Below are 25,833 nucleotides of genomic sequence, written 5' to 3'. Positions count from 1 at the left end.
ATCCCGCGCCCCTGCCACCACCGGGTGGATTTGGGACTGGGGTGCCGCATCTTTGTTCTATGGAGGCAGATTTAGTGCTGATGGGAGAATATCTTAGAAGTCTTCGCCCGAAACCTTCTTATGCTCATCGACGAGCTGATCTTCGAGCGTGCGGTTCTCTGCTTCATCTTTGTTTTTGATGGTGGGGGCGCGTTTGAAAATTTTACGCATATCCGCGCTAGCGGCGGCGTGAAGTTTGGGGAAGAAAATATACGCTAGGGCGAAGGCGCATAGAATAGCGGCGGGACCAGCAATAAAAATACCCGCATCTATCAGCATAAAAAGGTAAAAGAGTACTACGACGAGGCCGAGCCGCAGCAGTGTGTACTTGAACAAGTTCATAACATCCAGTGTATCGGGGTTGCAATAAGCCCCCAAGTAAACGAATGCGGCACGCCGGGAACGTCACAGATTATTTGACAGTTTTCATTGTTGGTTATGCTCGGAGTGTGTAACACTAGAGACTATGATTCGAGCCATGATGATTATTGGTGCTTTCGCCCTGGTGGTGGGGCTAACTCTATATACTCTCTTGGATGCGCTGCGCACACATCAGGACCAGATGCGTACCTTCCCCAAATGGCTATGGATTATTGCGGTGATCTTTTTCCCCGTTGTAGGTCCTCTCCTGTGGCTTCTGCTGGGCCGCCCGCGCGCCGTGCGAGCCCCTAAAACGCAGCAGGGCAGCGGGTTCACGGGTTCTCGGCGAGGAACACCGCCACCGGCAACATCTTCACCCGACGACGATGAAGAGTACCTGCGCTGGCTCAAGACAAAGGCCGACCGTCAGCGCCGATCCCGCGAAAAGGATGCGGGTACCGGTCCTGCGGACAACGGCACGGGTGAACGCTCTGACGGCGAGAGCAACGAGTCGGATGGAAAAGACGACTCTAAACACTAAGACACGGAGTACTAGAGGATTTTTCATAAATATTGTGGGCGGTATTAAAACACCCGGTAGGTGTTTAATACCGCCCACAATACATTAATCACACAGATAAAACTGCTCTCAAGCAATACCACGCTATAAACATATTCAACTCACGGTATTCTCAAATCGGCATATAACAGTGCAGAGCCAGCTACCGGCAGCCGTCGAGAGCCGTTATCTCAAGCGTGTGAACTGCTAAATGACATCCCGAGATGATAATCACGCACCAGAGTACTTTTTGCCGCATCATAATCGGCGAAATACCCTATGTATAAATCACCCTCGGTTTCATGCCCCAGATTACAGCCCCGAATATGAATGCAAACCCGAGAAGAAAATATTCACGACCGTGAAATTAAAGATAATGCATGCATAGCCGATAATAGACAGCCATGCCGAGCGGGGGCCTGCCCAGCCGCGGGTGGCGCGTGCATGCAGATACGCCGCATACACCACCCAGATCACGAAGGTCCACACCTCTTTGGTGTCCCAGCCCCAGTAGCGTCCCCACGCGTGATTCGCCCAAATCGCACCGGCGGCAAGCGTAAACGTCCACATCACAAACGCCAGCGCGTTCATGCGGAACGCAAAATTCTCTAGAGCCTGAGCGCTCGGAACCAAGCGCATAAACGCCCATCCGCCCGACTTCCCGTTCAGGATGCGCTGCTCGCGCCTGGTCTGCACCAGCTGCAGTACAGCCATCGCGAAGGTAATCGTAAACACCCCGGATGCTAACACCGCAATCGATACGTGAATTACCAGCCAATAGCTTTGCAGCGCAGGCTTCAAATGCCCCACCGGCGTGGGGAAACCAATTGTGGCGGCGCACAGCATAATGAGCACAAGCCCAGACACCAGCGTGCCCACGAAGCGCACATCGCGGAACATGAGGGTTATCAGAAACACCGCAGACACCATGAGCGCGCCTGTGGTGCAGAACTCGTACATGTTCCCCCAAGGCACGCGCTGAGCCGCGATACCGCGCATTATCACGGCGGCGGTGTGCACGAGCGCGGCAAGCACCATCACAACCACGGCGATGCGCGCGGCGGGGCGGCGAACGCCCGTGTACAGCATCGCGGAATCGGCAACCTCACCTTCGAGAGCCCGGGCGGCAGCACCCTTATACCCCATGCCGCGTTCGCCGGTGCCCTGTTCGGTACCGCCCGTGCGAACCGTATCCGCAGCGACATTTGCTGTAGCGGATGCACCAGAAACAGCGCCCGCACCAACCTTTATCTTCGCCTTGACGGCGGGTTTCTGTGCAGTACCCTCAGAGCGCCCTTCCAGGCGCCGTGTCACGCGCGAGTTTGCCACCACATCGGAGGTGAACGCAATAAAAACGACGGTGTAAATCAGCGCCGCAATGTACATAAATAGTTCGCTGGAGCGCGCTAATGAGTCGTTCAGCATCGGCTACTTACCCTCGTTTTCATCATGGTTATCATCATCAAATTCTAGCCCCCAAGCGGCGGCAAAAGCATCGGTGAGGCGTTCAGCCTCGTTCGCAAGGCGCGGATCTTCCCCGCGTGCCAGCAGACCGTATTCGACCACGAGCACGCCATCGGTGGTGTGGGCACGCACCCACACGCGGCGGCGCACCACGAAAAGCGAGACGATAAGCCCGGCGAACGCGACCACAAAGGAGTACAGAACAATATTCTGCCCGGGGTCGTGGCGCACATCCAGACCGACATAGCGCTTATACCCCAAAAACTCGATCTTTCCCTTGTTATCGGGCAGCACAGCTTCAGGATTCTGCGCGCTCAGTACAATGCCGTTGCCCTGTGCCATGGAGTTCAACTCTTGCAGTTTAGAGGTATCGAGTACGTACACATTCTGCGGCTGCCCCGAGTTGAGCCCCAGATCGCCCGAATAGGACTGGAAAATCAGCATGGGGTTCGCGGGGGCGGAATCTACCGAGTGGGGTACGGTAGTGCCGCGCGCATAGTCGCCAGTAGGTAGGAACATGCCCACAAAACCGAGCTGACTGGGTTTGGCGTCCGGAACCTTGAGCACCACCGATGAGGTGTATTTACCGTCCGTGGTAATTCCCACCACGGTGCCCTCATAGGCGACTTTACCTTCGCCGTCCGTCACTCGCACCACGGGCGCATAGCCGTTGCCCGAGAGGAAAATGCTGGTACCGCCAATATCGACCGGTTCGTTCACCTTGAGGGTCTTCTGCTCGGTGCCGCCCTGCGGGTCATGCACCGTCAGTTCAGCCTTGTAATCGAGGTCTTGCCCGTAGGTGTGGCTGTCTTGCTGGCGGTCGTAGCGCACCTGAAAATTATTGAGCGTCACCGCATACGGGGTAAGCCAGTCGGGGTTGTAGTTCGTACCGGGGGTAAACGAATCGTAGCCAATCAGCGAATTGACGAAAGTTTCATCCTGAACCAGAATTTTTTGTCCGCGGTATCCATAGAGCGAACCGAAGGCAACCCCTACCAGAATGCCAATCATCGCCACGTGAAAGAGAATATTGCCGATTTCGCGCAGATACCCACGTTCGGCACCGACCGAGTAGTGTTCGTTCTCTTCGTCCCGAATTTCAACTCGGTAATGGCTCTTTTTCAGGATGCGCGCCGCATCCTCAATCGCACCCTTGGCACTCAGGTTCAGCCCGGCATCCGCCACGGGAATCTCAAGCTGGCGATGCACCGGCATACGGGAAAGGTTTCTGGGGGTGCGTGCCGGGGGCTTACGCCAGTCTTTCGCGTGTTTGATGGCGCGCGGAGTTACGCATCCGATCAGCGAAATAAACAGCAGCAGATAGATAGCAGAGAACCACGCCGAAGAGAACACGTCGAAAAGCTGAATTTTATCGGCAAATTCGCCCCAACCGGGATGGTTCTTAATGTAATCGGTAACCTTGGTGGGGTCTTGGACACGCTGGGGGAAAATCGAGCCAGGCACCGCCGCTACCGCCAGCAAAAGCAGAAGCATGAGCGCCGTGTTCATTTTAGTCAGCTGAGTCCAGCACCAGCGAAGCATACCCACGAACCCGAGGGCTGGTGCATCCTTGCGCGCTGGTTTACCGGTTTTCTCGGTCTTCTCGGATGCGTTCACGGCACGCCCGGCATCTGCGGTTTTGCCCGCCTTGCGGTTTGCGGTGTTTGTATCCTTTGCCTCTGTTGAAGTGTTTTCATCATCGCTGTGTTCGGAAACCATGACAGCCCTCCTTTCTTAGATCGGTAGTTCGTAGGCGGGTAATGCCGCCTGTATCCATGACATCAGCTCGGTCCACAGCCCCGTCATGAGCAGTACCCCGATCAGGATGAGTACGGCACCGCCCACCCGCTGTATGCCCAGGCGATGTTTTCGCGCCCACGCCAGGGTGCTCACTCCCCTGCCCATGCCCCATGCCACGAGCAGAAAGGGAACGCCCAGACCCAGACAGTATGCGAGAGTCAGAACGACTGCCTTGCCGGTGCCGGAACCGCCCGTATATACGAGGGTCTGCACGGCCGCGAAGGTCGGCCCGATGCAGGGTGCCCATCCCAACCCGAAGGTTATGCCCAGAATCGGTGCACCCCACAACCCGGTGACCGGACGGCGATGCAGGCGCTTATCGGTCTGAAAGATTGAAAGCCCGCCCAGAAATACGATTCCCATGAGCACGACCAGCGCGCCCAGAATCATCGTGACCCAGGACTGCCCCTTGAGCCAGGGTGCGGTGCCGAGCTGGGCGAGGACAACAGAGAGAAGCACAAAAATAGCGGAGAATCCCGCAATAAATAGGGCAACTCCGGCGAGTAACCGCCAGGTGGCTTTGCGGCGAGTTACAGCATACTCATTCGGTGTCTGAGCTTTACTCTCTGCTGTTATAGGCGCAGAAACGCTGTGATTGTCTACTACATCCTGTGTTTGAGGTGCCGTTGGCGCTACGTGCCGCGCCGCCGCCGGGTTCACGAGGGCAAAAGTTTTCGCATCCACAGGCTCCGCCGCATGCCCGTCAGCTTGTGATGCACCCGTTGCCGGTATATTCGCCCCGGTCAGCCCCGCAACATATCCCAAATAGCCTGGAACCAGGGGCAGCACGCACGGAGAAGCAAAAGAAATAAACCCCGCGAGCGCGGCAAGCGGTATCGACAGCCACAGCGAGCCGTCTAGCACGGTCGAGCTAATGCTCGCCACGGGGAGCACCCCTACCCCGGCAATAGCGATGAGCGGCTGAACGGGCGTGTGCGGCACGCTAGGCACCCTTCGTCACGGTCTCGACAAGGGTTTTCAGAATGGACGGGTTAGCCTGCCCCAGCACGCGGGATGCCACGCGCCCCTTCTCGTCCAGGATCACGGTGGTGGGCACCGCTTGCGCGGGTACGTATTTGCTGAGCGAGAGAAGAACCTTGCCCGTGACGTCTTTGAAGGAAGGGTAGGTGACGTTGAAGCTGCGCTCGAAGGCTTCTGCCGTGTTCTTCTCGTCGCGCACGTTCACACCGTAAAAGGCGATTTTATCTTTGAATTCTTCGGAGAGTTTCTGCAGGTCGGGTGCTTCGGCGCGGCAGGGGGCGCATCCGGCGTACCAGAAGTTCAGCAGTACCGGTTTACCACGCAGGGATTCGGCGGTGACAGTTTTTCCGTCGAAGAGTTCACCGGTGAAGGCGACAGGGTCACCGCGTTCGGCTTCCTGGTATTCGGTGACGGAACCATCGCCCGCGATATAGCCTTTGTTATCGCCCGAATTTGCCTGTTTCGCTAGGGAATCATCGCTGGATGAGCACGCCGAGAGAAGCACGGCACCTGCGGCGGTGGCGCAAATACCCGCGCCCGTGTGCAGGAGCGCGCGGCGAGTGAGTGGGGTATTTGGCGTCGTGGGTTTTGGCATAGGGTTCATGCTTTCCTTCCGTGCCAGCTGGCGGCGGCATCGGTGTGTGCGAAGGCCTGCGTTCTTAAACTATAGGAGACTAGCTTCCGGGAAGCTGAATTACGCCGCCGTACAGGGGCGAGGCGGGCTCGGAGTACCCGCTCACCTGCGGCATTTCATGGTCAAAATCCGTGCTCTTAAAGTCGAGAGAGGTGATCGAGGCAAGGTTACACTGGCGTGTGCGCGGGTCATGCTGCAGCAAGCGGCCTTCTAACCCCAGACGGGTGACCCAGATGGGCAGCTGATGCGAGACAATAATCGCTTGTGCGCCTTCGCCACCTTTGTCGTAGGCGGCGCGTGCTGCATCCTGAATAGCGGATGCCATGCGTTTTACCTGGTCAAGGTATGGTTCCCCCCAGGATGGGCGCAGGGGGTTGTAGAGTTTGCCCCAGTGTTTACGGTTGTGCAGAAGGCCCTGCCTGGTCACGTGCTCGCCCTCAAAATAGTTATCGGCCTCGATAACCCGCTGATCCGCATGTGCTTCCAGACCCAGCAGCTCGGTGATTGGCGCGGCAGATTCGCGGGTGCGCAGCAAGGGTGAGCACACCAAATGCACAATCTTGGCACCGTCCTGCGCGCGCTGAGCAAATTCCTGGGCGCTCATGCGCACCATGTGCTGACCCTTCTCGGAGAGAGCGTAGTGCGGCAGACGACCGTAGACAATACGTTCGGGGTTGTGAACTTCGCCGTGGCGCATCAGGTGAACCGTAACCGTGGGCTGAGTAGTCATTCTCTCAGTTTCTCAGACTTTCGGCGCTACCCCAAAATATATTGCGAAGTGTCCGGTTAGCGGGCAAGTTTCTTGTCGAGAATCTTGCGCATGCGTTTGGGGTTAATACGCCAAAAATCTTTCGCTTCGCCGTCGATGCGCAGCACCGGAATTTCGGTCTCGTGGCGTTTGAGCAGGTCCGGGTTATCGGTAATATCGAGCTCGGTATAGTCTAGGCCGTATTCGGCGCAGATTTCGCTCACTGTTAGGCGCGCATCCTCGCAGAGATGGCATCCGGGGCGGGTCAAAAGTTCAATGACAGGTTCAGGCATAGTTCCCAGTGTATACCCGTGCAGCTTCTTGAGGTTCTGCCGCGCGATCTTGTGTGCCCACGTCTGCACGCGATATATGTCTGATAGTTATGTTCCCCTGTGCTCTATATTCTTGTTCGCACATATGCTCGGTCGGGAATATATACAGGTCAGAGCGCCACATCTAGGTTCACGCACTGGTGCGCCAGAGGCAAAACACCCCGCATCCTTGCGGTTTAACCTGCTGGATGCGGGGCGCAGAAGCCTTAATTACTTCTTATTGCGGCGCTGGTGGCGAGTCTTGCGAAGCAGTTTACGGTGCTTCTTCTTGGACATACGCTTGCGGCGCTTCTTAATAACGGAACCCATAGGATTTCCTCACTTTTCTAGACCCGGCCAAACCAAACCGGTTTGGTAGCTACCCGGGTATGTTTATACCGGTATAAACGCTCTAAAAGGCATTTTAGGCACAGCAGTGCCTAGGCGTTTTGAGAACGCTACCTTCCTAGGGTACAAGGTAATAGCCTATTTTCACCATTTGAAGGGCAGAAAACCTTCGATTTTGCGAGCTTTCTCTCGCCCCCAGTGTCTTTTCCACCGCAGCTGATATACATGAGGCGGCGAGAACCACGGGTGTATACTCCCGAGTTCCCGCCGCCCCAGATGGTGGCGCGATAGCGCTAGTGGCGCCTCTTGCGGTTCTTCTTCCCTTTCGAGAGGGCACTGGCGCCCTTAGAAGTACCGTTCTGAGCCGGTTTTTTAGCCTCGCTTGCGGAGCTCTGCGTCTTAGCCTGCTTCTTCTGAGCAGCAGCCGCTTCCGCCGCATGCGCCCGCTCGACCGCTCCCAGGACGTCGAAGCCCTCAAAAGGATTCGGAGCGCCGTTAGCGTCTACTGCCGTCAGGGCCTTCTTATTAGCGGATGCAGACTTCGAGGCGCTGCCTGCTACGGGCACAGGCTTTTTCATCTCGGGTTTCTTCGAAGCCGGTTTTGCCGATGCCTGGGCAATTTCCGAAGGTGACGGGGCGGGTTTTACCGGTGTTTTCTCGGTATCTGCCTGAGCCTTCTGCTTGGGTTGAGATTCCACAGGCTTATTCTCAGTTTCGTTCACCGCAGAAGCAACCGGAGTCGAATCGACACCGCTCAGATTAGCCGTTTCCGGGCGGGCAACCGCTGGAACGGGCTGCGGTATGGCTGCAGCCGCCACCGAAACATTCTTCGCCGGAGCCTGAGAATCTGAGTCCTTGCGATTGGGGCGTTTAACCGCCACGGGCTCAGCGGTCGGCGTCGACACCGAATCGGGTGAAGGCTCGTCTAAAGTAATCGCGCTCTGTAGCTCAGAACGTATCTCTTCCGGAGTTTCCTCCAACTCGACATTCGCCGCCGCCCTCTGAACGGGCGCATCCGAAGGTTCTGCCTTCACAGAGTCAGAAGAATCCGTCTGAGGAGTTTCTGCAGCAGGTTTCTCGTGCTTCGCCGAATCTACGCTCTGTGCAGGGGCGGATGCGGGCTTTTCCGCAGGCTTAGTAGGCTTCGAATCTGTCTTATCCGAAGGTGCTGCCTCCGGCGCGGGCTCGGCGCTCTTAGAAGTTGCATCGCTCGATGGCTTCGAGGGTTTCGGGGCCTCAGCAGGCTTGGGAGCCTCTGCCGCCTTCGCCGGTGATGGCTCCGTCGCTGGTTTCTTAGGTTCTGTGGAGGCTTCCCGCTCTTGCTCAACCGCCGAAGACTTGGAGGCCTCGGCGGAGGCAGCGGCAGGGGCATCCTCAGGCGATGAAGCAGAAGCGGACTTAGGCTCTACCTTAGGAGGTTCTGCCGCAAATTTCGCGTTATCTGCGGCTTTCTGCTCGGCCGCCTCCTGCGCCTCAACCAGCTTGACCGCCTGGGTATGCGGCAGGTCAAGACCGAAGTAATGGCGAACGCGGCGAATCAGGCTGATGCGCTCGCTCGCGGGCTTCTCCGCTTTCTCTGGCTTTTCGGACTTGCGCGGTGAGAATTGCGCGGGTCGCACGGGCGGCACGTTTCGGCGCAGGGGCGCACGAATAACATCGTCCTCCCCCTCAGCTTCGGCCTGGGTTGAGGTTGCGGTCTCGGCCTGCTGTCCCATGGTGCGCCACGGAATAAGGCCGGTCGCCACAAGCTCTTCAGCGGAGATTTTACCCACCGGAGCCTTCTCGACATAGACTTCCCGAGCGGGTTCTTGTTCGTCGGGTGTCTCTTCAGCGTCTTTATCCTCGGTGCTTTCGGTCGAGTCTTCGTGAGAGGCAGAGTCGTCCTGCGATTTGCCCTGTGCCTCTTCCGAAGACTTGGATTTTTCGGATCCGTCAGCAGACTTGTCGGGAGCCTTTTCTGCCGTTATCTTTTCAGCAGATTCTTTGTCCTGTGCCTCGTCAGATACAGACTCGCCGGGTTTTTCAACCGGCAGGACGTCATCCTCAAATTCGGGCTGCACGCTCTCAAGCTGGGGTTCGTGCGCCGCAGTTTCCTCAAGGGGGTCGATCGGAGACTCGTGGGTGCTCTCGACGGTTTCCTGCTGCTCGGGAATGTCAGCCGTGGGAGTATCACCCACGTTCTCGGCGGATGCGGTTTCCTCTGCCTGGTCTTCCTCGAAGCCCACAGCCACCGGGGTCGGTACGCGCATACGTCCTTGACGGCGGCGTGAAACGGTGCTTCCTTCACGAATAATTTTTGGAAGCTGCGCGGCCGGAGATTTCTCCTGCTCAGCCTTATATTCTGATTCGGGAATATTCTCGTCGGTATCCTGCTCTGGTTCCGCCTCCTCGTGTTCTTCCACGTCAGCGTCGGATTCGGGCTCTTCAGAAGAATCAGTGCTTTCCTCGGAGTATTCCTCCTCTTGGAACTCCTCGTCATCCTCAGAGGGGTCACCAGGCATACCGTTCGGGGTATTTGCTGCCTGATCCAGTTCTATGCCAGCTTCGGAGTATAGCTCTTGCAGCTGGTGGGCAATTAGCTCGCGCGCGGTGCGGGCATCGCCGTCTTTGACAGCATCTACAATGGCACGGTTTTCCACCCGGATGCGCGTCATCGTGCTGCTCCACAGCGGCAAACGTCCCATAAGCGACAGCAGGGAATCGAAGGAAGACTGGCGGATCGCAACCAGCAAGCCCACGACCAGTTCGTTACCCGCCAAACGCACTAGCCGGTGGTGGAAGGTCAAAAGCTGGTCAAGAAACTCGCCAATACTCAGAGTATCGTCTTGGAGCGTCTCAAGGGCCTCATCAACCTCATCAAATGAGACCTTGTCGGGGTCAATATTAGATACCGCCCAGCTCTCAAGCAGGATGCGGGTCTGCAGCATATCGCGGGTTGGGTAACGCGATGTAGACATGTGCAGACGAATGGGCCCCGCAGCCGCAGCTGCCGGTTCCTCATAGAGATAAGGAATGATCTCTTTACCGCGCCCAGAGTACAGGCGCATCAATTCCATATCTTCAAGGGTTTTGAGTGCATCTCGGGTTCGGGAACGCCCCACACCGATGGCGTGGGCAATCCGCTGATCGTCAGGAAGGCTTTGACCGAGCTGAATATTGCCTTCAAAGAGCTCGGTCTCAAGCCAGCGCAGAATCTTGCGATGAATAGCCAATGAGAACTCCGTTTATACGAGTTAGAGGTGGGATGCTATAAGAACCGTCGTGCACGCGTGCGGTCTATACCGCACAACACCACGAGACGTATGCTGTGAAATATCCATGTTACCGGCGCCTTCCGAAAACGCGTGAAAGCAGCCCGCGCGGGGGTTCTTTCGGGGTATCTGCAGTGCCGAATGCTGAGGTGTATTCCGTCTGTGTCTGGTACGGAAGTTCCTCGTTCTTACCAGATTTTTCGGATGCCGTGCTCTTCGTCTTGTCAGAGGCGTCGGCTGCCTCTTCGTCCTCTTGAGGACGGGCACCCTGCACGGAACTCATTTCCGGGGTGACGACGGGCAGCACCGCTGTGAAGGTCACGGAATCTGATTTGACCGGCGCATTCTCGGCGAGTTTAGCTTCCACGGCCTTAGCCTCTTCGGATTGTGCCTGCGTCATATTCTGTGCGGCGGCAGGGGCGGCTTCTGCTGGGGTTTCAGCACCCGATTTTTGCGGTTCCTGAGCGGTTGACGATGACTCTTCCACCTGAGCCGCTGGCTTTTTCTCGGGCTCCTGAGTTTTTGCGGCAGAATCCGAGGAGGCGGTACCTTCGGCGGACCTAACCGTTGCGGGTTTTGCCGGTTCCTTGGTCTCAGGCGAGCCAGCGTTCCCCTGGCCCTTCTCGGCCTGCTTTTTCTGCGCAGTACCCTGTACCGCACGTTCCCCATTTTCCGTGCTCTTTTCGGCAGTGTCGATGCCGTAGCTCACGGTAGAAGATGTGCCGGGCTGGGCAGCGGTTTGTGCGTTGGTCGCAGTGGTTTCGGCGGGCTTATCCTCGGGTTTCTTCTCGGATGCAGCCGCCTGCATCGGGGATTCGGCGGGTTTCGCAGCCTGGGCTGGGGTTTCTTGAGAGCCCGTGTGCGCTTCGGTTTTCGCACCGAGTTTTCCGGTATGCGCCTGCGCCGCCCGTTCCGAACCCGGCTTTGGGGCAGAAAGCTCTTCACGGACCGATTGTGCCTGAGCCGATTCTGTTTTCGCAGCGGTTTGAGCCTGCGGCGAAGGTGATTCGGGTTTCTGAGGCTTTGTCTGAGCACTCTTGTGAGTATCCTTCACGGGCTTTTGCGCTTCGGCCTTCGCGGCATGAGAGGTCTGCTTAGACTCGGCGGAGCTCGGCTTCACAGGCTTAGCACCCTCGGTTTGCTGGGCAGGCTGCTGAGTGCCCGAAACGTGCGTGCGTTCTTGAGTCTGTGCCTCAGCGTGGAGCTGTTTCACGTCTTGAGAACGCGCGGGAGCCTTAGTCTGCTCGGCGCCCTTCACAGACGATTCAGCGTCCTTCTGAGCTGACACGCTCTTGTCGGTCTTCTCGCTCTTCACTGCCTCCGGCTTTGCCTGTGCGGTCTTATCCTGCGACTTTGACCGGGGAACAAAGCCGCGAGCCTCGGGCGAGAACCCCTGCTGACCGTCATCAATTCCGTCGTCATACCCATAGGACTGCTGCGGTTTCTCCTGATAGGAAGACCCCGAAGGCGTGAAAGGACGCATGGGAATAAATTCGTTTTCCTCAACGGTTCCGGCGGTTTCTGTACCCTCTTCCGATGCAGCGGGTGCCGCCTGCTGGGCAGGTTTTGACACGATGCGCGCGGCAGATTTAGTCGAGGTCTTCGGTCCCAGACCGGAGGTCACCGAACTCTCGGCAGAACGTGCTTCTTCATCAAAAATAGCGGGTTTTGCAATCGCGGCGGTCGTCGTCTTCTTCTTAGCAGACGATTCGCCCTCAGCGTGCGAATCATGAGCGCCAGCCTCGTGGGAAGTACCCTGCCCATCGCGGTCTTTCTGCCCAGAAGCCTTCTCGGCATCCCGCTCGCCCGCAGGGCTCGCTCCGGGCTTCACACCAGCGTTCGCGGAACCGGTAGAACCGGGGAAAGCCTCGAAACGCTTGCGCTGCGAAAGGGTCTTGGATACACGTTCCTGAGGCGTCGGCTCGGGCTGCTCAACGACAGACGAGGATTCAACGGGCTGGGCGGGCGCATCCGAATCCGAGGTCTTATCTTGATCTTGTACATCTTGAGCATGGGCAGTGGCAGCTTCACCAGCGGTTTCATCGGTGGTTTTACCGGTAGCTTTAGGGCGCTGCTCTGTATCTTGATCTTGCTGTTTCTGCTCGTCGGTATCAGACTCGCCAGAACCCGTGGTTTTCTCAGCCTTGGTCTCGGCGCTGGGCTTTTCAGTCTTTTCGGTTTTCGCGGTGTCATCGCCTGAGGACTCGACAACATCGACAACCTCAATCACGGAAGCCTGTTTAATCTGCGACTCCCGCTGTTCCTTCGTGCTGTGTGCAATCGCCTGTATATCGGCAACCCAGGCGGTGATCTCGTCAAATACTTCAGGGTTCAGCGAATAGAGGCGGCGCTGCCCCTCGACCAGCACGGTGACTGCCCGTGCCTCACGTAGAACCTTAAGGTGCTTTGAGATAGTGGGTTGGCTCATGTTCAAGTGCTCAACAACGGCACCAACAGTACGTGTTTGTTCAGCCAGAAGATGAACGATATTGCGGCGGGTGGGGTCCGCGATCACTGAAAAAACGTCTGATTGCATATAGCGATTATGACATATTTCGGCGTATGCTCGATACCTGTTTTATGGGTTCTAGCCCGAAACTACGCGGTTTTTCGCTAAGCTTTCCGCGTATATTACCAAATGCTCATAATATTCCGTTCTAGCTATATATCGTTTAGGGCATATACACGCCCACACAGTGCATGCACCACAACAACCGTTCCAACATTATCCCTAGAAATACCTATGATGTTCCGCTCAGCTGTATGCCTGGGCGATACACTAGAGAAAGCTAAACATCCCCACCAAGACCGTACCCCGCCCAAACTCTGCGCACGATCGGAAAGGAGGCACCCGTGGGACGCTATCTACGTCGCCTGCGCGCGCATCAGCGCAAACGGGTGCGCGATTTTTCTGAGGGTCGCATCTCCACCGCTATCGGCAAGGTTCCGCCTACATCGCCGATGATGTATGAGCAGGAAGAGGTTACTCGCCGCTTCAACCCCTTCGATATCCGAAGCTACGAGAAGCTGCGCAACCTTATTGATACGACTGTCTTCTCCTCACCTTCGCGAACCGCTATCGCGTCCTTCTTTCTGGTGATCATTTTCTTCACCGTAACGTTGAGCCTGCCGATTTCTTCGGTTACAGGCGAACCTGCGCCATTTCACCACGCTTTTTTCACCGCCACCAGTGCGGTGACCGTGACCGGTTTGACGACCGTTTCAACAGCAGCCCAGTGGTCAGTATTCGGGCAGGTTATGATTCTGCTCGCCTGCCAAATCGGTGGTTTAGGCGCGCTGACCATGACCTCGCTTCTTGCCCTGGCGATCGGGCGAAAAATGGGTTTGCGCTCTAAACTTATCGCGCAGGAAGAGCTCAGTATCGGGCGCCTCGGTGAGGTCGGCAGCGTGCTTCGTACCGTCGCTTATACCTCAATCGGGATCGAATCAACGATCGCCCTCGTTCTTACCCCGCGTTTTCTACTTCTTGGCGAGAATCTGCCCACCAGCCTGTGGCACGGTATTTTCTACGCTATTTCGTCCTTTAATAACGCCGGGTTCACCCCGCATTCCGATGGATTAGTACCCTATGGACACGATTTTTTCGTGCTCGCACCCGTTAGTATCGCGGTGTTCTTGGGGGCACTCGGGTTCCCCGTGCTGATGACGATTCAGCAGAAACCCTTCCGGCCCCGCGATTGGACTCTAACGACCAAACTCACGGTGACGACTACGAGCATCCTGTTCGTGCTAGGTGCCCTGCTCTGGGGCATAGCCGAATGGGCAAATCCGCGTACTATCGGCAATTACGGTGCAGGTGAGAAAGTTCTCAGCTCGATTTTCGCTTCCATCATGACGCGCTCGGGCGGGTTCAACCTGGTCGATATGAACGATATTCGCCCGGTCACCGGCCTCATAACCGATGTGCTCATGTTTATCGGCGGCGGCTCAGCATCTACCGCAGGTGGTGTGAAAGTCACCACGATTGCCGTGATTATGCTTGCAATTATTGCGGAGGCACGCGGCGACCAATTTGTGATGACCTTCGGGCGCACTATCCCGGTGTCGGCGCTGCGCATCGCCATTTCGGTGACGATGATGAGTACCGGAATTGTGCTTGTGGGCACCGGAGTTCTGCTGGCAATAACAGACCAGCCACTCGTGCGCGTGCTCTTTGAAGTCATTTCCGCATACGCAACCTGCGGACTGTCAAATGGGCTCTCTACGGAACTGCCGCCCTCGGGCATCTATGTGCTCTCCCTGCTCATGTTTATTGGGCGAATCGGCACCATTACCGCCGCCACCGGTTTGGCGCTGAGGTCTCGCCGCCGCCTGTATAAGTACCCCGAAGAAAGGCCCGTCATTGGCTAGTAACCATAACGCCCCCGTACTGATTATTGGGTTGGGACGGTTCGGTTCGGCGACCGCAGCCCAGCTTCACGCCCAGAATAAAGAGGTTCTCGCCATTGAGAAAGACCCCGAAATTGCGCAGAAATGGACGGGCGTGCTCACCCACGTTGTCTCAGCAGATGCTCGCGATATTGACGCGCTCAGGCAGCTGGGTGCAAGCGATTTCGGGTCTGCGGTTGTAGGTGTGGGTACCTCGATTGAAGCTTCCGTGCTGATTACCGCGAACCTAGTCGATCTGGGGGTTGAGCGTATCTGGGCGAAGGCGATCACCCCCTCACACGGCAAGATTCTAGAGCGTATTGGCGCGCATCATGTGGTCTACCCGGAGGCGGATGCGGGCCGCCGCGCCGCACACCTGGTGTCGGGGCGCATGCTGGACTATATCGAATTCGACGACGATTTCGCGATCGCCAAGATGCGCCCGCCGAAGGAGACTCACGGGTTCACCCTGGCGGAGTCGGATATTCGCGCGAAATACGGGGTGTCTGTGGTGGGTATTAAATCTCCTGGCGAGGAGTTTACCTATGCGGATGCGGCAACGCGCATCCATTCCCGGGATATTCTGATTGTCTCGGGGCAGGTGGATCTGATCGAGCGTTTCGCGGCCCGCCCTTAGGTTCTGTCGTCCCCCTCTCCCTACATAGAAAGAGCCTTTATTTGAATAAAGGCTCTTTCTATGTAGGGAGTAGGCAGGAGGCGGGGCTAGTCAGCCGTGTACTGTTCGCTCAGCTCTGCGGAGCGGGCGGCGCAGGCACGCATCGCATCCTCGGTGAGATCGAAAAGTCCCTGGTCAATAAAGGCATTGATAGCGCGCTCAGTGGTTCCGTTCGGGCTGGTAACAGCCTTGCGCAGGGCGGCGGCATCCGGGTTACTATCCAACAGGTACCCGGCGCCCGCAATCGTTGCGGATGCGAGCCTCTGCGCGGTCTCTTCATCCAGACCGAGCTTCACACCGGCGCTCGCCATAGTCTCTGCCAGCAGGAACCCGTAGGCGGGGCCGGACCCCGAAACAGCGGTGACCGCATCCATCTGGTCTTCTCGCACCTGCACTACCATACCTACGGTTTCCAGGATCTTCTCGGCGAGCGCAAGCTGCTTCTCAGTCACGTTCTCACTCACTGAGATCGCCAACACGCCTTTGCCCACGCTTGAGGGCGTATTCGGCATGCAGCGGATCACCGGCTGACCCGCTGGAAGAGCCTTCTGCAGCGTATCGAGGGTGACTCCTGCCGCCACCGAAATGACGAGTGCATCCGGGGCGAGGGCGGGTGAAATTTCGCGTGCCAATTCAACGATTCCATAGGGTTTAACCCCCAACAGCACTACGGATGCGCCGCTGACCGCCTCACGGTTGGCTTCGGGCTTGAGCTCGCACCCGATCACGACGGCGTCTCGCCCTTTAGGCCCTAACTGATGGCGCAGGCGGTCTATGGAGTTTTTGCTTCGCACGGTGGCGCGGATAGCCTCTGCGGGGTATCCGCCCGCGATGAGCCCGGCAGCGATGGAACCGTTCATGGAGCCGGTGCCGAGGAATGCTATATGTTCGGTCATCTTCGATCCTTACTGTCTGCTTCGTTTGTGCCACGAGGACGTATGCCGCCCGCACCACAGGGTTTGTTATCTAGCATACAATCCAACACCGGATCCGGCGGCTCCCCGCATGTACTCCGGTACAAAAAAAGAGCTGTGGTTCGCGGCTAGAATGTAAAACGATGAAAACACGTCTAATTCGCTGTGCCCACCTTCTGCTGTGCACCGTGCTGATTGGCACGGCCACCGGTGGCGGGGCGATTATTCTGCACTACCTTCTGGATATCATGCAGGAGCTCACGTTCGGGCATACGGAGGCGGAGCATCCGATCGTGACGGATCACAGCGATACCGTTCGACGTGTGCTGGTGTTGATCGCGGTGGGCGTGGCGGTCTCTATCATCTGGTTTTTGCTTCAGCGGCGCACTAAGCTGGTGTCTGTTAAAGCGCAGATTCGCGGCGAAACTCCGCAGGAGCGCCGCCCGGGATTTCTACGGCAAACCCTGCACAGCCTCACTCAGATTGTGGCCGTGGGTGCGGGTGCGCCGGTGGGTAAAGAGGTTGCCCCGCGCGAGCTGGGCGCACTGTTTGCTGGGCGTCTGGCGGATCTGATACGCATCCCGCAGACCGTGCGCCCGGTGTTGGTAGCCTCGGCTGCGGCGGCGGGTTTAGCGGCTGTGTACCAGGTTCCGGTGGGCGGTTTTGTTTTCCTGTTTGAGGCTCTCGGTTTAGCGCTGTCGCTGCGCAATATTTTCACGGGTGCGGTCCTGGTTCTTGTGGCAACCTGCACTGCGAATCTGGTGATTTCGGATGCGCCCACCTACCCCGTCCCGCAGCTGCAGACCACCGGTGAATCGCTGCTGCTCGCGGTCGTTCTTGGTCTGGCTATCGCTCCCCTGGCGCTGTGGTTCCGGGCGGCGTCTCAACGCGCAGAGAGCCGCAAAACTACGAATTGGAACGTGCTCTGGCGGCTTCCTCTGGTACTTGCGTTGGTGGCGGTGACCTCGATTTTCCTGCCGGAGATTCTGGGGAACGGTCGCCCGCTGACCCAGCATATTTTCGATGCCGCATCCGGTTTATCTTCGAGCTCCAGCAGGCTTGACGCGACCGCCTTAAGCCAGGCGCTTCTCTATGCCCTCGCGTTGCTGGCAGCTAAAGCGATCCTGGTGGTGGCGAGCCTGCGCAACGGTGCCTACGGGGGCACGCTCACACCGGGGTTAGCCTTGGGTTCCGCCTGCGGTTTCGTGCTTACAGGCGCTCTAATCCTCGTGTTCCCGACGCTGACTCAGCTTCAACCGGGCGCGGGAGCGCTTCATGCATCAGAACTTCTCGGGACCGCCGGGCTGCTGGGCGCGGTCACTTTCCTGAGCCTGTCGATGAACGCCCCGCTGAGCGCCTGCGCCCTGATTCTCGGGTTCGCCGGGCAAGACTGGCAGGCGTATGCGCCTTTCACGGTAGCGGTCGGCACGGCATGGGGTGTCAAATACCTGTGGATGCGCTTAGGTAACAAAACACAGCACGCCCCGCAGACCGTAGCGCCTAGTCAGCGTTAAGACTCGGCTGGCTGAGGCTGAGCACATATAAGGGAATTTCGCGTGCTTCACGCGTGTCGCACAGGCGGCATGCACGGGTTTCTTGTGTGGATGCGGCTATAATAATTTACTTTACAGTGCACCTATTTTAGGTGTGTTCAGATTCTTCTACCGCCGTCGGCTTCATGCCTACGGTACCACGGGCGAAGATTCACCGGGTTTTCCGGGCGATACACGCACCCGAAAAAGGGAGCCAGCCGCGCATCCGGCTGCAGACTCAAGCTCGACTATACATATGGTGTTGTGCAAGGTAACTTCGTGTTGTACGCTGACTTGGAGATATCTCTCGCTATCCTTAAAGAGCCCAATATTTCCGGGGGTGTTTAGGCAACTCGTGCCCGTTTTGGGTACTATTGCAGAGGTTATCCCGCGAAATTCCAGCTCGCAGCCTAGCCATACCGCTGACCGCGCCTTAGCTGAGCTCTTACCGGTGCCTAGCACCCGCTGGATTTTCTAGGCGGAAAACCACCCCGCCCGCACCGGCTCAACACCTGCCCACAGACTTTAACACCAGCCACAGCATCCGAGGGAGACACGATGAGCGATAAGAATCCTCATACCTCTGAGCGCATACAGGATTCGCACCACCAGGGAGGTGCGCCTTTCAGCAATCCTCGACGCTCTCAGACTTCGACGACTGTGCAGCACGTGCAGGAAGAATCACCTGCCCAAAACTCGCTGCCCCCTCAGGATGCCGGGCCGGATACGCCCGCCCAGACCCCGCAGGATCCGCAAGACGCGAAGACTCAAGAGCCTGCTCAGAAATCTGCCGAGGATTCCTCTGCCGAGAGCGCTCACTCTGCCCAGTCCACGCCGTGGGGTTCACAGACTTCAAAGTCCCAGCCTGCCGAGGCCGAGAGCGCTCAACCCGCCGCCGTTGAGATCGATACGAACACCCCTGCGGAGGCACTTCCCCAGAGCATTTCACGCCCGGACGCTGACGAGGCTGTTCACCACGAAAATACTCAGACCCGTCAGCTGCCGGTACAGAGCCGACCTGAGCAGGGCCCGCTAAGCTCATATCTTTCGGAGAAACCACAGGATTCTGAGGCTCCTGAACCCGCCGTCGCACACGCGGAGGCACCGGAGGCTGAACCTGCCGATAACATTCCGCAGTCCATCTCGCGCCCGGACGCTGACGAGGCTGGCGACGCGGAAGACGTGAGGACCCGCCAGCTTCCCGCCCAGGCCCAGGAACAGGGCGCATTCCCGTCCATCGCCGATACGATGTCTGCCGCTCGGGCAGAGCGCGGGTCTAGTACACCTGCCGACTCCACCACATCCGAGGCGCAGGCTTCCGCAGAGAAAACCGGGACTAAGAAGGTGTATGAAGACACCATGCCCGCATCCGCAATTCCGATCATTACGGCGAACACCCCGGCGGTATCGGTCGGGGCACCGGCAAGCGGTCAAATGTCCGCGACCACGGGTTCGGTGCCTGCGGGTGCCGAGAAAACCCCCGAGCAGAAACGTTCGCGCGAGCTCAAGACCATTGTTACGGTGACCGCGATTCGTACCGTTCTGCTTGCCGCGTGCCTGGTGATGTATGGCTTCGGCTTTGGCGGCGGCGGAACCTTCAACATGATGCTCGGATACGGCGGCGCTGTATATATGCTCGTGCAGATTGCGGCGTGCATTTTCGCGGTGCGCTCGAAGTCTACGAAGGGCATGCGCATCCTGAATGGAATTAGCGCCGGATTGGGTATTATTCTGCTGATCGTCACGGCGATCGTCTATGCTGGCTGGTCGGGTGAGGATTCTTCAGCCGGGGCCTATATCTTCATCATGGCAGATATTATTCTGAGCGTGATTATTGCTTCGGCTCGGTCGATTATCGAGCAGCCGAAGGACGACGTTGAACCCGAGAGGTTAGCACGCGAATAGGCGGTCGTTTTCTCACAGTCTAAGGTCGGATGCGCCGGGTACGGTCCTGGCGCATCCGACTTTTGTATACACTCTTGTGAAAACACCAGGCTCTACGGCAGAAAACTATCGGCTGGCACGGTTTGGGACTAAATGCCTGTGTACCCCGTCAAAGGGCTGCAGACACTTCTAGTCTTAGAGAAGCCTGCCTAATCGGTCGATTTGTTACAGACTGTGACGTCATGCCTTGTTTACTAGACACTCGTGCTTCTTCGCCGGTATTACAGCCTCAAACCCTCGGTTGAACATGTGTATATCTGAGCTGTATTTAGCTTACGAACATTAAGTTTTGATAAATCATCCCTGAGTATGAGGGTTTTTAATGCCGCAAAGGCATAGTATAGAAACTCAACCTATACACCAGACATGCTTGCGAACCATATTTTGGGGGAATCATGAGCACACGAGCAGCATCTGCGGGAGCGTACACCGCCCTAGGCGGCGTTGAGCGTGCGCACGGCATCCCGCAGCGTGGCTCGGGTGAGGTTACCTTCAGGCATACGTTGGCATCCGTGGGGTACACGGTACGCGTTCTGTTTATGGTACTCCCGTATGTGATGACGTTCTTCGCGCTTCTGGTGAGTGGCGATTTGACTAGCGACTGGAGCCACATACTGTTCCACCCGATGGGGCAGTTCATTCTGGTATACGCGCTGGGGCATATTGTTGCGAACGTGTGCTTCAATTTTCGGATGGGCACCGGGCTGGTGCGGTCCGTCAATGCTTTAGGCGCGGTACTGTGTGTGGCGGTTTCTCCGCTGTGGTTCCGACTGCTCACGAGCGGTAACCTGGCGCTGGATGCGCTGTGGACGCTCACGATCGTGCCCCTTGAGTTTGTGGCGTGCTTGACGTTTTACATGCACGCGGTACGGAGGGATGGGTAGACCCCTCCAGACCCTCGCACAGTGTCAGTGAGAGCACCTCCCTAGTGAGCACCCGACGTTCGTTCTTCCGTCGGGTGCTCACTCTCTGTCCGAAACTTTTCGCAGTGGTACCAAAGTGGGAGCGAAAAATTGCATGGGGAACACGGTCTTCGCTTCTGGATTTTAGATACCCCGCATATTCTCGCGCGTAACAGCGCATAAGAGCGGGTAAAAGCTCCACCTGTTAAGTGCAGTGTTACCAAAATAACGCCTTGTCACGGAATATTGAAACACTGTTTATGTGGCGTGGGGTGTCTCAGATTCAACTTAAAGGTGTAAAATTCCTGCTGAAGACTAGCTCTACGACAAGTACGGCATTAGACACCCACTCGCCACAAGGAGCCCCGTCATGGACGACCACCGCCTCAACGCAGAGTCACGCATACAAAACATTACAGAACCGCCGCTTTTAGAACCTTCTAAGCCGCGGACTGCCAGACCTATCGCCTGGTCAATTCTTATATGCGCAATTCTCTGCGTGATAGCCGCAATTATTATTCCATTCCTCACTAAACAAACCACTCTCTCACTTGTGCTGTATGCGATCGGCGGTGTGCTCACAGTTCTCGCACTCATCGTATTTACCCGCCGGAAACGGCCAAACGTGGCGACGGTCGCCCACAAAAGCGTTGATATCTTTGGCGTTACACGCGCAGAACGCGAGTCCATCTACCAGCAAGCTACCGCTCAGCTTGAGGATCAGCAGGCGAAAACGCGGCAGAAAAGTCTCTATACCCTGCTTGCGCTCGTCGATAAATGCCTTGAGGACGAAACTTTAAGCTACGAAGACCGCAATAAGGAGGGGCAGCGCATCGTCAATAAGATCAGTGGGTACATTCAGTCTCCGCCGATTTTTGACCCGCATGCCCTAGAGCTTACGAACGGCGCATTTCACGCGAAGAGCGCCCTTCTGCGCGAAGAAGCTGAGCTGCGTTTCGGCCTGATGCAGCAGATTCGCGACCGTCTGCGCGCCCCCTCGGATGCGGGCGGCTACCAGGACGGCCCGTGGACGAACTTTGAATACGATTTTTCGGGGAGCACCTTCTTCTACCCCATCGAGTTCAGCGGAGTCTTCTTCAATAAGACCGCTGATTTCAGCGGCTGCACCTACATGCACGAAGCCGATTTTAGCGGCACGATCTACCGTAACTGGGCGGATTTCCGCGGTTCTACCTATCTGGCGCACGCGAACTTTAGCGGGTCTTCGTACCACGGCGCGGCGTCGTTGACCGATTCCGTATACCGCAGTACCGCAGACTTTAGCGGTAACCTGTACCTGGATCAGGCGAACTTTAGCGGGTCTACGTACCATGAGGCGGTAACTTTCGTGGATTCCACGTACCGCAACTGGGCGGTGTTTCGTAACTCAACGTACCTTGGCGCGGTGGATTTCAGCCGTTCTGAGTATCATAATCAGGCGAACTTCCATAACTCCGTCTATACCGGCACGGTAACCTTCAACAACTCCGTTTATCATAATCAGGCGAACTTCCATAACTCCATCTACACACGGGTGGCGAGTTTTGGCGACTGCACCTATCATCGGGCGGATTTCAGCGGGTCTGTCTACACGGACGACGTGCATTTCAATAACTGCCGTTACGGTGGCGATGTGTATTTCCGTCGGTCTGTCTATAACGGTTGGGCTGATTTTCAGGGTTCGGTGTACAGCAAGTGGGCGAATTACACGAGCTCGCTGTACTACGGTCTGGCGGGGTTCCAGAACTCGACGTATGCCGACAAGGCGCTCTTTAGGGGTTCCGTGTATGGCAATGCGGTAACCTTCCAGGGTTCTGTCTTTACCGGCGCGGCGCCCGCTTTCATGAATGTTGAGGCGTGGGCGCAGTACATTTCGTTCTTCGCACCGACGGAGAATGTCTTCTCTCTGGGGCAGGGCTACGCTATCGATACCGGTGCTTCCGGGCTGCCGAGTGAGTGCCCGCCGCTGGCTGTGGAGTATCGGCAGTATTTGGCGCATAAGAACGGCGAGCTGCAGGAGATCACCCAGCATCTTCACGGCGACGATGCGCGCAGCACCGATAAGCTGGACCTTACCAAGGAACTTTCGAGCAGGCTGAAGTCTACCGTTGAGGAACTGCACGCCTGGCGCGAGAAAATCACGACGATCCCACTGCAGGAGCAAGACCGCCAGCAGGTAGGGGTTTAGGGGTTCCTTTCCCCTGTCTCTTGCGCGTCCTGCGTAAAAAGGCTCTTTATTCGAATAAAGCGTACTTTTCGCCTCTTTATTCGAATAAAGAGCCTTTTTTAGCGGCTGAAATCTGGAGGCGGCGAATAAGGATGCGGTAGGGTGAAGGGGCACGCCCCAACCACTGGCAAGGAGCCACCCGCCATGACCGCCGGAGACGAGAAAACCCTGATTACCTCACGGCAGGAACGTTACCTAAAAGCCGTCGAACTGCTCGACTCTGCCCGCTCGTACACACGGCTGGGCGCGGTGCACGCACTCGTGGCGCTGGCAGATGAATACCTTGCCGATAAATCCTTATCGGAAGAAGAAAAGCACACGGAAGGCCAGCGCATCGTAGATGTTCTCTGCGCCTATATCCGCTCCCCTTTTGATCTGGCATTTCGGTACGATGAGCTCTCGCAGGATAAGCCCAGCCCACACGGCAGCTATCGAGAGAACCACCAAGAGTTTTCCGTACACAGAGCAGAGCTTTTGGCAGAAGCAAAGGTTCGTCAACGGGCTTTGCAGGAAATTCACCGCCGGTTGCGCCATTTTCCTCAGGGTGACAGAAGGAGTTATGTAGAAGGCTCGTGGTCTGGGTTTGAGTACGATTTCTCGAATAGTGTTTTCTTCTACCCGGTTGATATGAAGGATTCCTGGTATCAGAATTCCGTTGATTTCAGCGGGTGCACGTACTACGCCAGCGCCGAGTTCAGCGGTTCCACCTATGAACGAAGCGCCTATTTTTGCGATTCTACGTACTACGATTGGGCTTTCTTCAACGACTCAATCTATTTTGGTGAAGCCCAATGGAGCGGATCTACGTACCATGATTCGGCGCGTTTCAGCTGGTCTGTTTACTATGGTGAAGTTTCCTTCCACGATTCTGTTTATGGTGGTTCGGTCTTCTTCGACCAGTCTCTCTACTACGATGAGGCTTTATTCTATAGCTCTACTTATGGGGGCGAGGCAGGATTCGACGGCTCTCTGTACCGAGGCTCAGTTTTTGTGAGTGATTCGGTCTTTGACGGAGAGGTCTCCTTATACGGGTCTGTTTTCTGCGGTGCCCTGAATTTTGGTACCGACTTTTTCGGGGAACCTTATCCTTCGCGGTTTGTTCAGAGTGTGCCCTGTTTTGTTGCTGAAAAGAATGCGCGGGCAGCGTTATTTGGCTCGTCCAGCAATAATTTTGTGGTTGAGGACAGCGGTTACTCTATAGTTCTCGGCGCTGACGGTCTTCCACTGGAATGCGGTTTTCTATCTACAGAACAGGCAGACTATCTTACGACAAAGTTTCGGGAGGTGTACGAGACGCGAACTTATTTTCGTGACTCGCAGGTCCCACAAGAGCGGCGAGAGCTTCAGGAAAAGTTCGAGACGCTCAGGGAAGAGCTACGAGCCTTCCGGAAGGATGTTACTAGCCTGCCGCTTAGCAACTAAATTTCCCGCATGGATGGGCTTATCTACGGTAGTGTAGAAAAGGAATACACCACTCACTCATGAGGAATAGATAGTTAATGCCAGAAGAATACGAAGATGTAGAGGCTACGTTAGAACAGGGTACTACGCCAGACCCCTCGCAAAAGGAGAAAAGACGGGGGAGATTTGTAGGCTGGCTCAAAACCCGGCCAATTAATAAGATCGTAGGTAGTACCCTCATCTTCGAAACGCTGTGGGTAGCCTTATTCTGGTTCATACCTCAAGTCCTCCACTGGTGGAGTTGGAACTCAATTGTTAGTGCTGAGCATTTCGTACAGTTCTATTTTGCGTGGGGTCTTGGGATCCTCTCACTCGGATATATAGTGCTGATTCTGTGGCCTATCTTCAAAAAAGATGACGATCCTCGCTGGTTCCACGCACGCATTCTTTCCAGTGGTATTGTGGGCGGCGCGTATGCGTTCCTGCTACCCGTTGTCATGAGCCTACCCGAAGGCAACGTTAATTCTGGTGGAGCAGCGGCGCTTCGGCAAGCAATTCTTCTAGCGACAGGTGGGCTTATCGCTCTTATTGCGCTCGGTGAGACTCGCCGAAAAAATGATAACGACCGTGAAGCAGCTGAGAACCTTCGAATTCATCAACAAGATACTCTTGACCAACAGAAAGACCAGTTTGAGAAGCAACTAGAAAAACAACAAGAGCAGTTTGACGCGAATGCTTTTAAGGACCGTAAAGCAGAACGACGAGAACGCTATACCAAAGCAGTAGAACAGTTAGGCGATGAGAAAGCACCTGTTCGTATGGGTGGCGTATATACACTCGTTGGGCTTGTGGACGAATGGCTCGAAGAAGAGTCTATAAGAAAATATGAGGACAGACTCAAAGAAGGACAGGTTATTATCAATAACCTTTGTGCCTATATTCGTTCTCCATTCACTCTTGCATCTCACTACGATGAGCTTATGCAAGACACCCCAGACGCTGAAGGTGTCTATCAAGACAAAGTGCAAGAATTTTATGCAGACAAAGCCACATTAGATTCTGAAACAGATGTTCGCCTCAGTATTATTAAAGAAATTCACGACCGTCTACAAGGCTCTGGCAAAAACACGCCGGGGGCATGGTCAGACTTTGAATACGATTTCTCGGGAAGCACCTTCTTCTACCCAATAGACCTTACGAACTCTTACTACGCAAAACCTATTAATTTCAGCGGCTCCACCTACAAGGGCTGGGCTAACTTCAGCAACTCCACCTACAAGGGCGAGACTTACTTCACCGACTCCACCTACAAGGATGTAGCTGACTTCAGCCGCTCCACCTACCAAGCCTTGG

20 protein-coding genes are annotated in these 25,833 nt (G+C 56.3%); 9 read left to right on the top strand and 11 right to left on the bottom strand.

Annotated features, from left to right (window positions below; all coding sequences use genetic code 11):
• Positions 1-93 precede the first annotated feature (93 nt).
• Positions 94-381, bottom strand: coding sequence for a DUF4229 domain-containing protein (locus HMPREF2958_RS04835; RefSeq protein WP_004005418.1), 288 nt, complete (start codon positions 379-381; stop codon positions 94-96).
• A gap of 136 nt (positions 382-517) precedes the next feature.
• Here HMPREF2958_RS04835 and HMPREF2958_RS04830 point away from each other — a divergent pair, with 136 nt between their 5' ends.
• Positions 518-940 carry a PLD nuclease N-terminal domain-containing protein gene (locus tag HMPREF2958_RS04830; RefSeq protein ID WP_246828038.1) on the top strand — a complete coding sequence of 141 codons (423 nt, stop codon included), beginning with the start codon at positions 518-520 and terminating at the stop codon, positions 938-940.
• 330 nt (positions 941-1,270) lie between these two features.
• Here HMPREF2958_RS04830 and ccsB read toward each other — a convergent pair whose 3' ends face one another.
• The 9 genes from ccsB to HMPREF2958_RS04790 all read right to left on the bottom strand — a co-directional run bounded on the left by ccsB (position 1,271) and on the right by HMPREF2958_RS04790 (position 13,031).
• The gene (gene ccsB, locus HMPREF2958_RS04825; RefSeq protein WP_070697051.1) at positions 1,271-2,383 is read right to left on the bottom strand and encodes a c-type cytochrome biogenesis protein CcsB; all 1,113 of its coding nucleotides are present in this window, start codon (positions 2,381-2,383) and stop codon (positions 1,271-1,273) included.
• Between the two features lie 3 nt (positions 2,384-2,386).
• Complete coding sequence (locus tag HMPREF2958_RS04820; RefSeq protein ID WP_246828037.1) at positions 2,387-4,141, bottom strand: cytochrome c biogenesis protein ResB; 1,755 nt, start codon at positions 4,139-4,141, stop codon at positions 2,387-2,389.
• A gap of 15 nt (positions 4,142-4,156) precedes the next feature.
• Positions 4,157-5,173 (bottom strand): cytochrome c biogenesis CcdA family protein, encoded by a 1,017-nt coding sequence (locus HMPREF2958_RS04815; RefSeq protein WP_070697049.1) that lies wholly within the window; start codon positions 5,171-5,173, stop codon positions 4,157-4,159.
• Complete coding sequence (locus HMPREF2958_RS04810) at positions 5,166-5,807, bottom strand: TlpA family protein disulfide reductase (protein WP_013397728.1); 642 nt, start codon at positions 5,805-5,807, stop codon at positions 5,166-5,168. The genes HMPREF2958_RS04815 and HMPREF2958_RS04810 overlap by 8 nt, the downstream gene beginning before the upstream one ends.
• A gap of 70 nt (positions 5,808-5,877) precedes the next feature.
• A complete protein-coding gene (locus HMPREF2958_RS04805; RefSeq protein ID WP_070697047.1) occupies positions 5,878-6,567 on the bottom strand; it encodes a histidine phosphatase family protein in 690 nt (229 codons plus the stop codon).
• Between the two features lie 56 nt (positions 6,568-6,623).
• The gene (locus tag HMPREF2958_RS04800; protein ID WP_239652931.1) at positions 6,624-6,947 is read right to left on the bottom strand and encodes a glutaredoxin family protein; all 324 of its coding nucleotides are present in this window, start codon (positions 6,945-6,947) and stop codon (positions 6,624-6,626) included.
• A gap of 180 nt (positions 6,948-7,127) precedes the next feature.
• A complete protein-coding gene (locus HMPREF2958_RS10715) occupies positions 7,128-7,226 on the bottom strand; it encodes a 30S ribosomal protein bS22 (protein WP_005504750.1) in 99 nt (32 codons plus the stop codon).
• A 311-nt stretch (positions 7,227-7,537) separates the two neighbouring features.
• Positions 7,538-10,456 (bottom strand): FadR/GntR family transcriptional regulator, encoded by a 2,919-nt coding sequence (locus HMPREF2958_RS04795; protein ID WP_070697045.1) that lies wholly within the window; start codon positions 10,454-10,456, stop codon positions 7,538-7,540.
• A gap of 109 nt (positions 10,457-10,565) precedes the next feature.
• On the bottom strand, positions 10,566-13,031 hold the full coding sequence (locus HMPREF2958_RS04790) for an ArsR/SmtB family transcription factor (protein ID WP_070697043.1): 2,466 nt from the start codon (positions 13,029-13,031) through the stop codon (positions 10,566-10,568).
• A 425-nt stretch (positions 13,032-13,456) separates the two neighbouring features.
• On the opposite strand from HMPREF2958_RS04790, the gene HMPREF2958_RS04785 reads away from it, so the two are divergent.
• Both HMPREF2958_RS04785 and HMPREF2958_RS04780 read left to right on the top strand, forming a co-directional pair.
• Positions 13,457-14,866, top strand: coding sequence for a TrkH family potassium uptake protein (locus HMPREF2958_RS04785; RefSeq protein ID WP_070536569.1), 1,410 nt, complete (start codon positions 13,457-13,459; stop codon positions 14,864-14,866).
• Complete coding sequence (locus HMPREF2958_RS04780; RefSeq protein WP_004005437.1) at positions 14,859-15,521, top strand: potassium channel family protein; 663 nt, start codon at positions 14,859-14,861, stop codon at positions 15,519-15,521. Before HMPREF2958_RS04785 ends, HMPREF2958_RS04780 begins: the two co-directional genes overlap by 8 nt.
• An 86-nt stretch (positions 15,522-15,607) precedes the next feature.
• Here HMPREF2958_RS04780 and proC read toward each other — a convergent pair whose 3' ends face one another.
• Positions 15,608-16,456: a pyrroline-5-carboxylate reductase gene (gene proC, locus HMPREF2958_RS04775; RefSeq protein ID WP_070697042.1), complete on the bottom strand. Its 849-nt coding sequence runs from the start codon at positions 16,454-16,456 to the stop codon at positions 15,608-15,610.
• Positions 16,457-16,617: 161 nt separating this feature from the next.
• Here proC and HMPREF2958_RS04770 point away from each other — a divergent pair, with 161 nt between their 5' ends.
• The 6 genes from HMPREF2958_RS04770 to HMPREF2958_RS11145 form a co-directional block, all read left to right on the top strand.
• Complete coding sequence (locus HMPREF2958_RS04770) at positions 16,618-17,988, top strand: chloride channel protein (protein WP_070697040.1); 1,371 nt, start codon at positions 16,618-16,620, stop codon at positions 17,986-17,988.
• Positions 17,989-18,564: 576 nt separating this feature from the next.
• Positions 18,565-19,911 carry a hypothetical protein gene (locus HMPREF2958_RS04765; protein ID WP_246828036.1) on the top strand — a complete coding sequence of 449 codons (1,347 nt, stop codon included), beginning with the start codon at positions 18,565-18,567 and terminating at the stop codon, positions 19,909-19,911.
• Positions 19,912-20,345: 434 nt separating this feature from the next.
• The gene (locus HMPREF2958_RS04760) at positions 20,346-20,834 is read left to right on the top strand and encodes a hypothetical protein (RefSeq protein WP_004005442.1); all 489 of its coding nucleotides are present in this window, start codon (positions 20,346-20,348) and stop codon (positions 20,832-20,834) included.
• 388 nt (positions 20,835-21,222) lie between these two features.
• A complete protein-coding gene (locus HMPREF2958_RS04755; protein WP_070697038.1) occupies positions 21,223-23,040 on the top strand; it encodes a pentapeptide repeat-containing protein in 1,818 nt (605 codons plus the stop codon).
• A gap of 141 nt (positions 23,041-23,181) precedes the next feature.
• Positions 23,182-24,501: a hypothetical protein gene (locus HMPREF2958_RS04750; protein ID WP_246828035.1), complete on the top strand. Its 1,320-nt coding sequence runs from the start codon at positions 23,182-23,184 to the stop codon at positions 24,499-24,501.
• Between the two features lie 77 nt (positions 24,502-24,578).
• A partial coding sequence (locus HMPREF2958_RS11145) for a pentapeptide repeat-containing protein (RefSeq protein ID WP_246828034.1) occupies positions 24,579-25,833 on the top strand: 1,255 nt, incomplete at its 3' end.

The organism is Rothia sp. HMSC036D11, from assembly GCF_001814205.1.
Lineage (GTDB): Bacteria > Actinomycetota > Actinomycetes > Actinomycetales > Micrococcaceae > Rothia > Rothia dentocariosa.
The sequence above is the reverse complement of the archived record's forward strand: the minus strand, read 5'-3'. Positions and strand labels throughout refer to the sequence as shown.

What these genes read in the sequence shown, in the direction of transcription:
- HMPREF2958_RS04810 (WP_013397728.1), bottom strand. Translation starts at nt 5,807, where the DNA reads ATGAACCCTATGCCAAAACCCACGACGCCAAATACCCCACTCACTCGC.
- ccsB (WP_070697051.1), bottom strand. Translation starts at nt 2,383, where the DNA reads ATGCTGAACGACTCATTAGCGCGCTCCAGCGAACTATTTATGTACATT.
- HMPREF2958_RS04820 (WP_246828037.1), bottom strand. Translation starts at nt 4,141, where the DNA reads ATGGTTTCCGAACACAGCGATGATGAAAACACTTCAACAGAGGCAAAG.
- proC (WP_070697042.1), bottom strand. Translation starts at nt 16,456, where the DNA reads ATGACCGAACATATAGCATTCCTCGGCACCGGCTCCATGAACGGTTCC.
- HMPREF2958_RS04760 (WP_004005442.1), top strand. Translation starts at nt 20,346, where the DNA reads ATGAGCACACGAGCAGCATCTGCGGGAGCGTACACCGCCCTAGGCGGC.
- HMPREF2958_RS04755 (WP_070697038.1), top strand. Translation starts at nt 21,223, where the DNA reads ATGGACGACCACCGCCTCAACGCAGAGTCACGCATACAAAACATTACA.
- HMPREF2958_RS04835 (WP_004005418.1), bottom strand. Translation starts at nt 381, where the DNA reads ATGAACTTGTTCAAGTACACACTGCTGCGGCTCGGCCTCGTCGTAGTA.
- HMPREF2958_RS10715 (WP_005504750.1), bottom strand. Translation starts at nt 7,226, where the DNA reads ATGGGTTCCGTTATTAAGAAGCGCCGCAAGCGTATGTCCAAGAAGAAG.
- HMPREF2958_RS04770 (WP_070697040.1), top strand. Translation starts at nt 16,618, where the DNA reads ATGAAAACACGTCTAATTCGCTGTGCCCACCTTCTGCTGTGCACCGTG.
- HMPREF2958_RS04790 (WP_070697043.1), bottom strand. Translation starts at nt 13,031, where the DNA reads ATGCAATCAGACGTTTTTTCAGTGATCGCGGACCCCACCCGCCGCAAT.
- HMPREF2958_RS04805 (WP_070697047.1), bottom strand. Translation starts at nt 6,567, where the DNA reads ATGACTACTCAGCCCACGGTTACGGTTCACCTGATGCGCCACGGCGAA.
- HMPREF2958_RS04830 (WP_246828038.1), top strand. Translation starts at nt 518, where the DNA reads ATGATGATTATTGGTGCTTTCGCCCTGGTGGTGGGGCTAACTCTATAT.
- HMPREF2958_RS04765 (WP_246828036.1), top strand. Translation starts at nt 18,565, where the DNA reads ATGAGCGATAAGAATCCTCATACCTCTGAGCGCATACAGGATTCGCAC.
- HMPREF2958_RS04785 (WP_070536569.1), top strand. Translation starts at nt 13,457, where the DNA reads ATGATGTATGAGCAGGAAGAGGTTACTCGCCGCTTCAACCCCTTCGAT.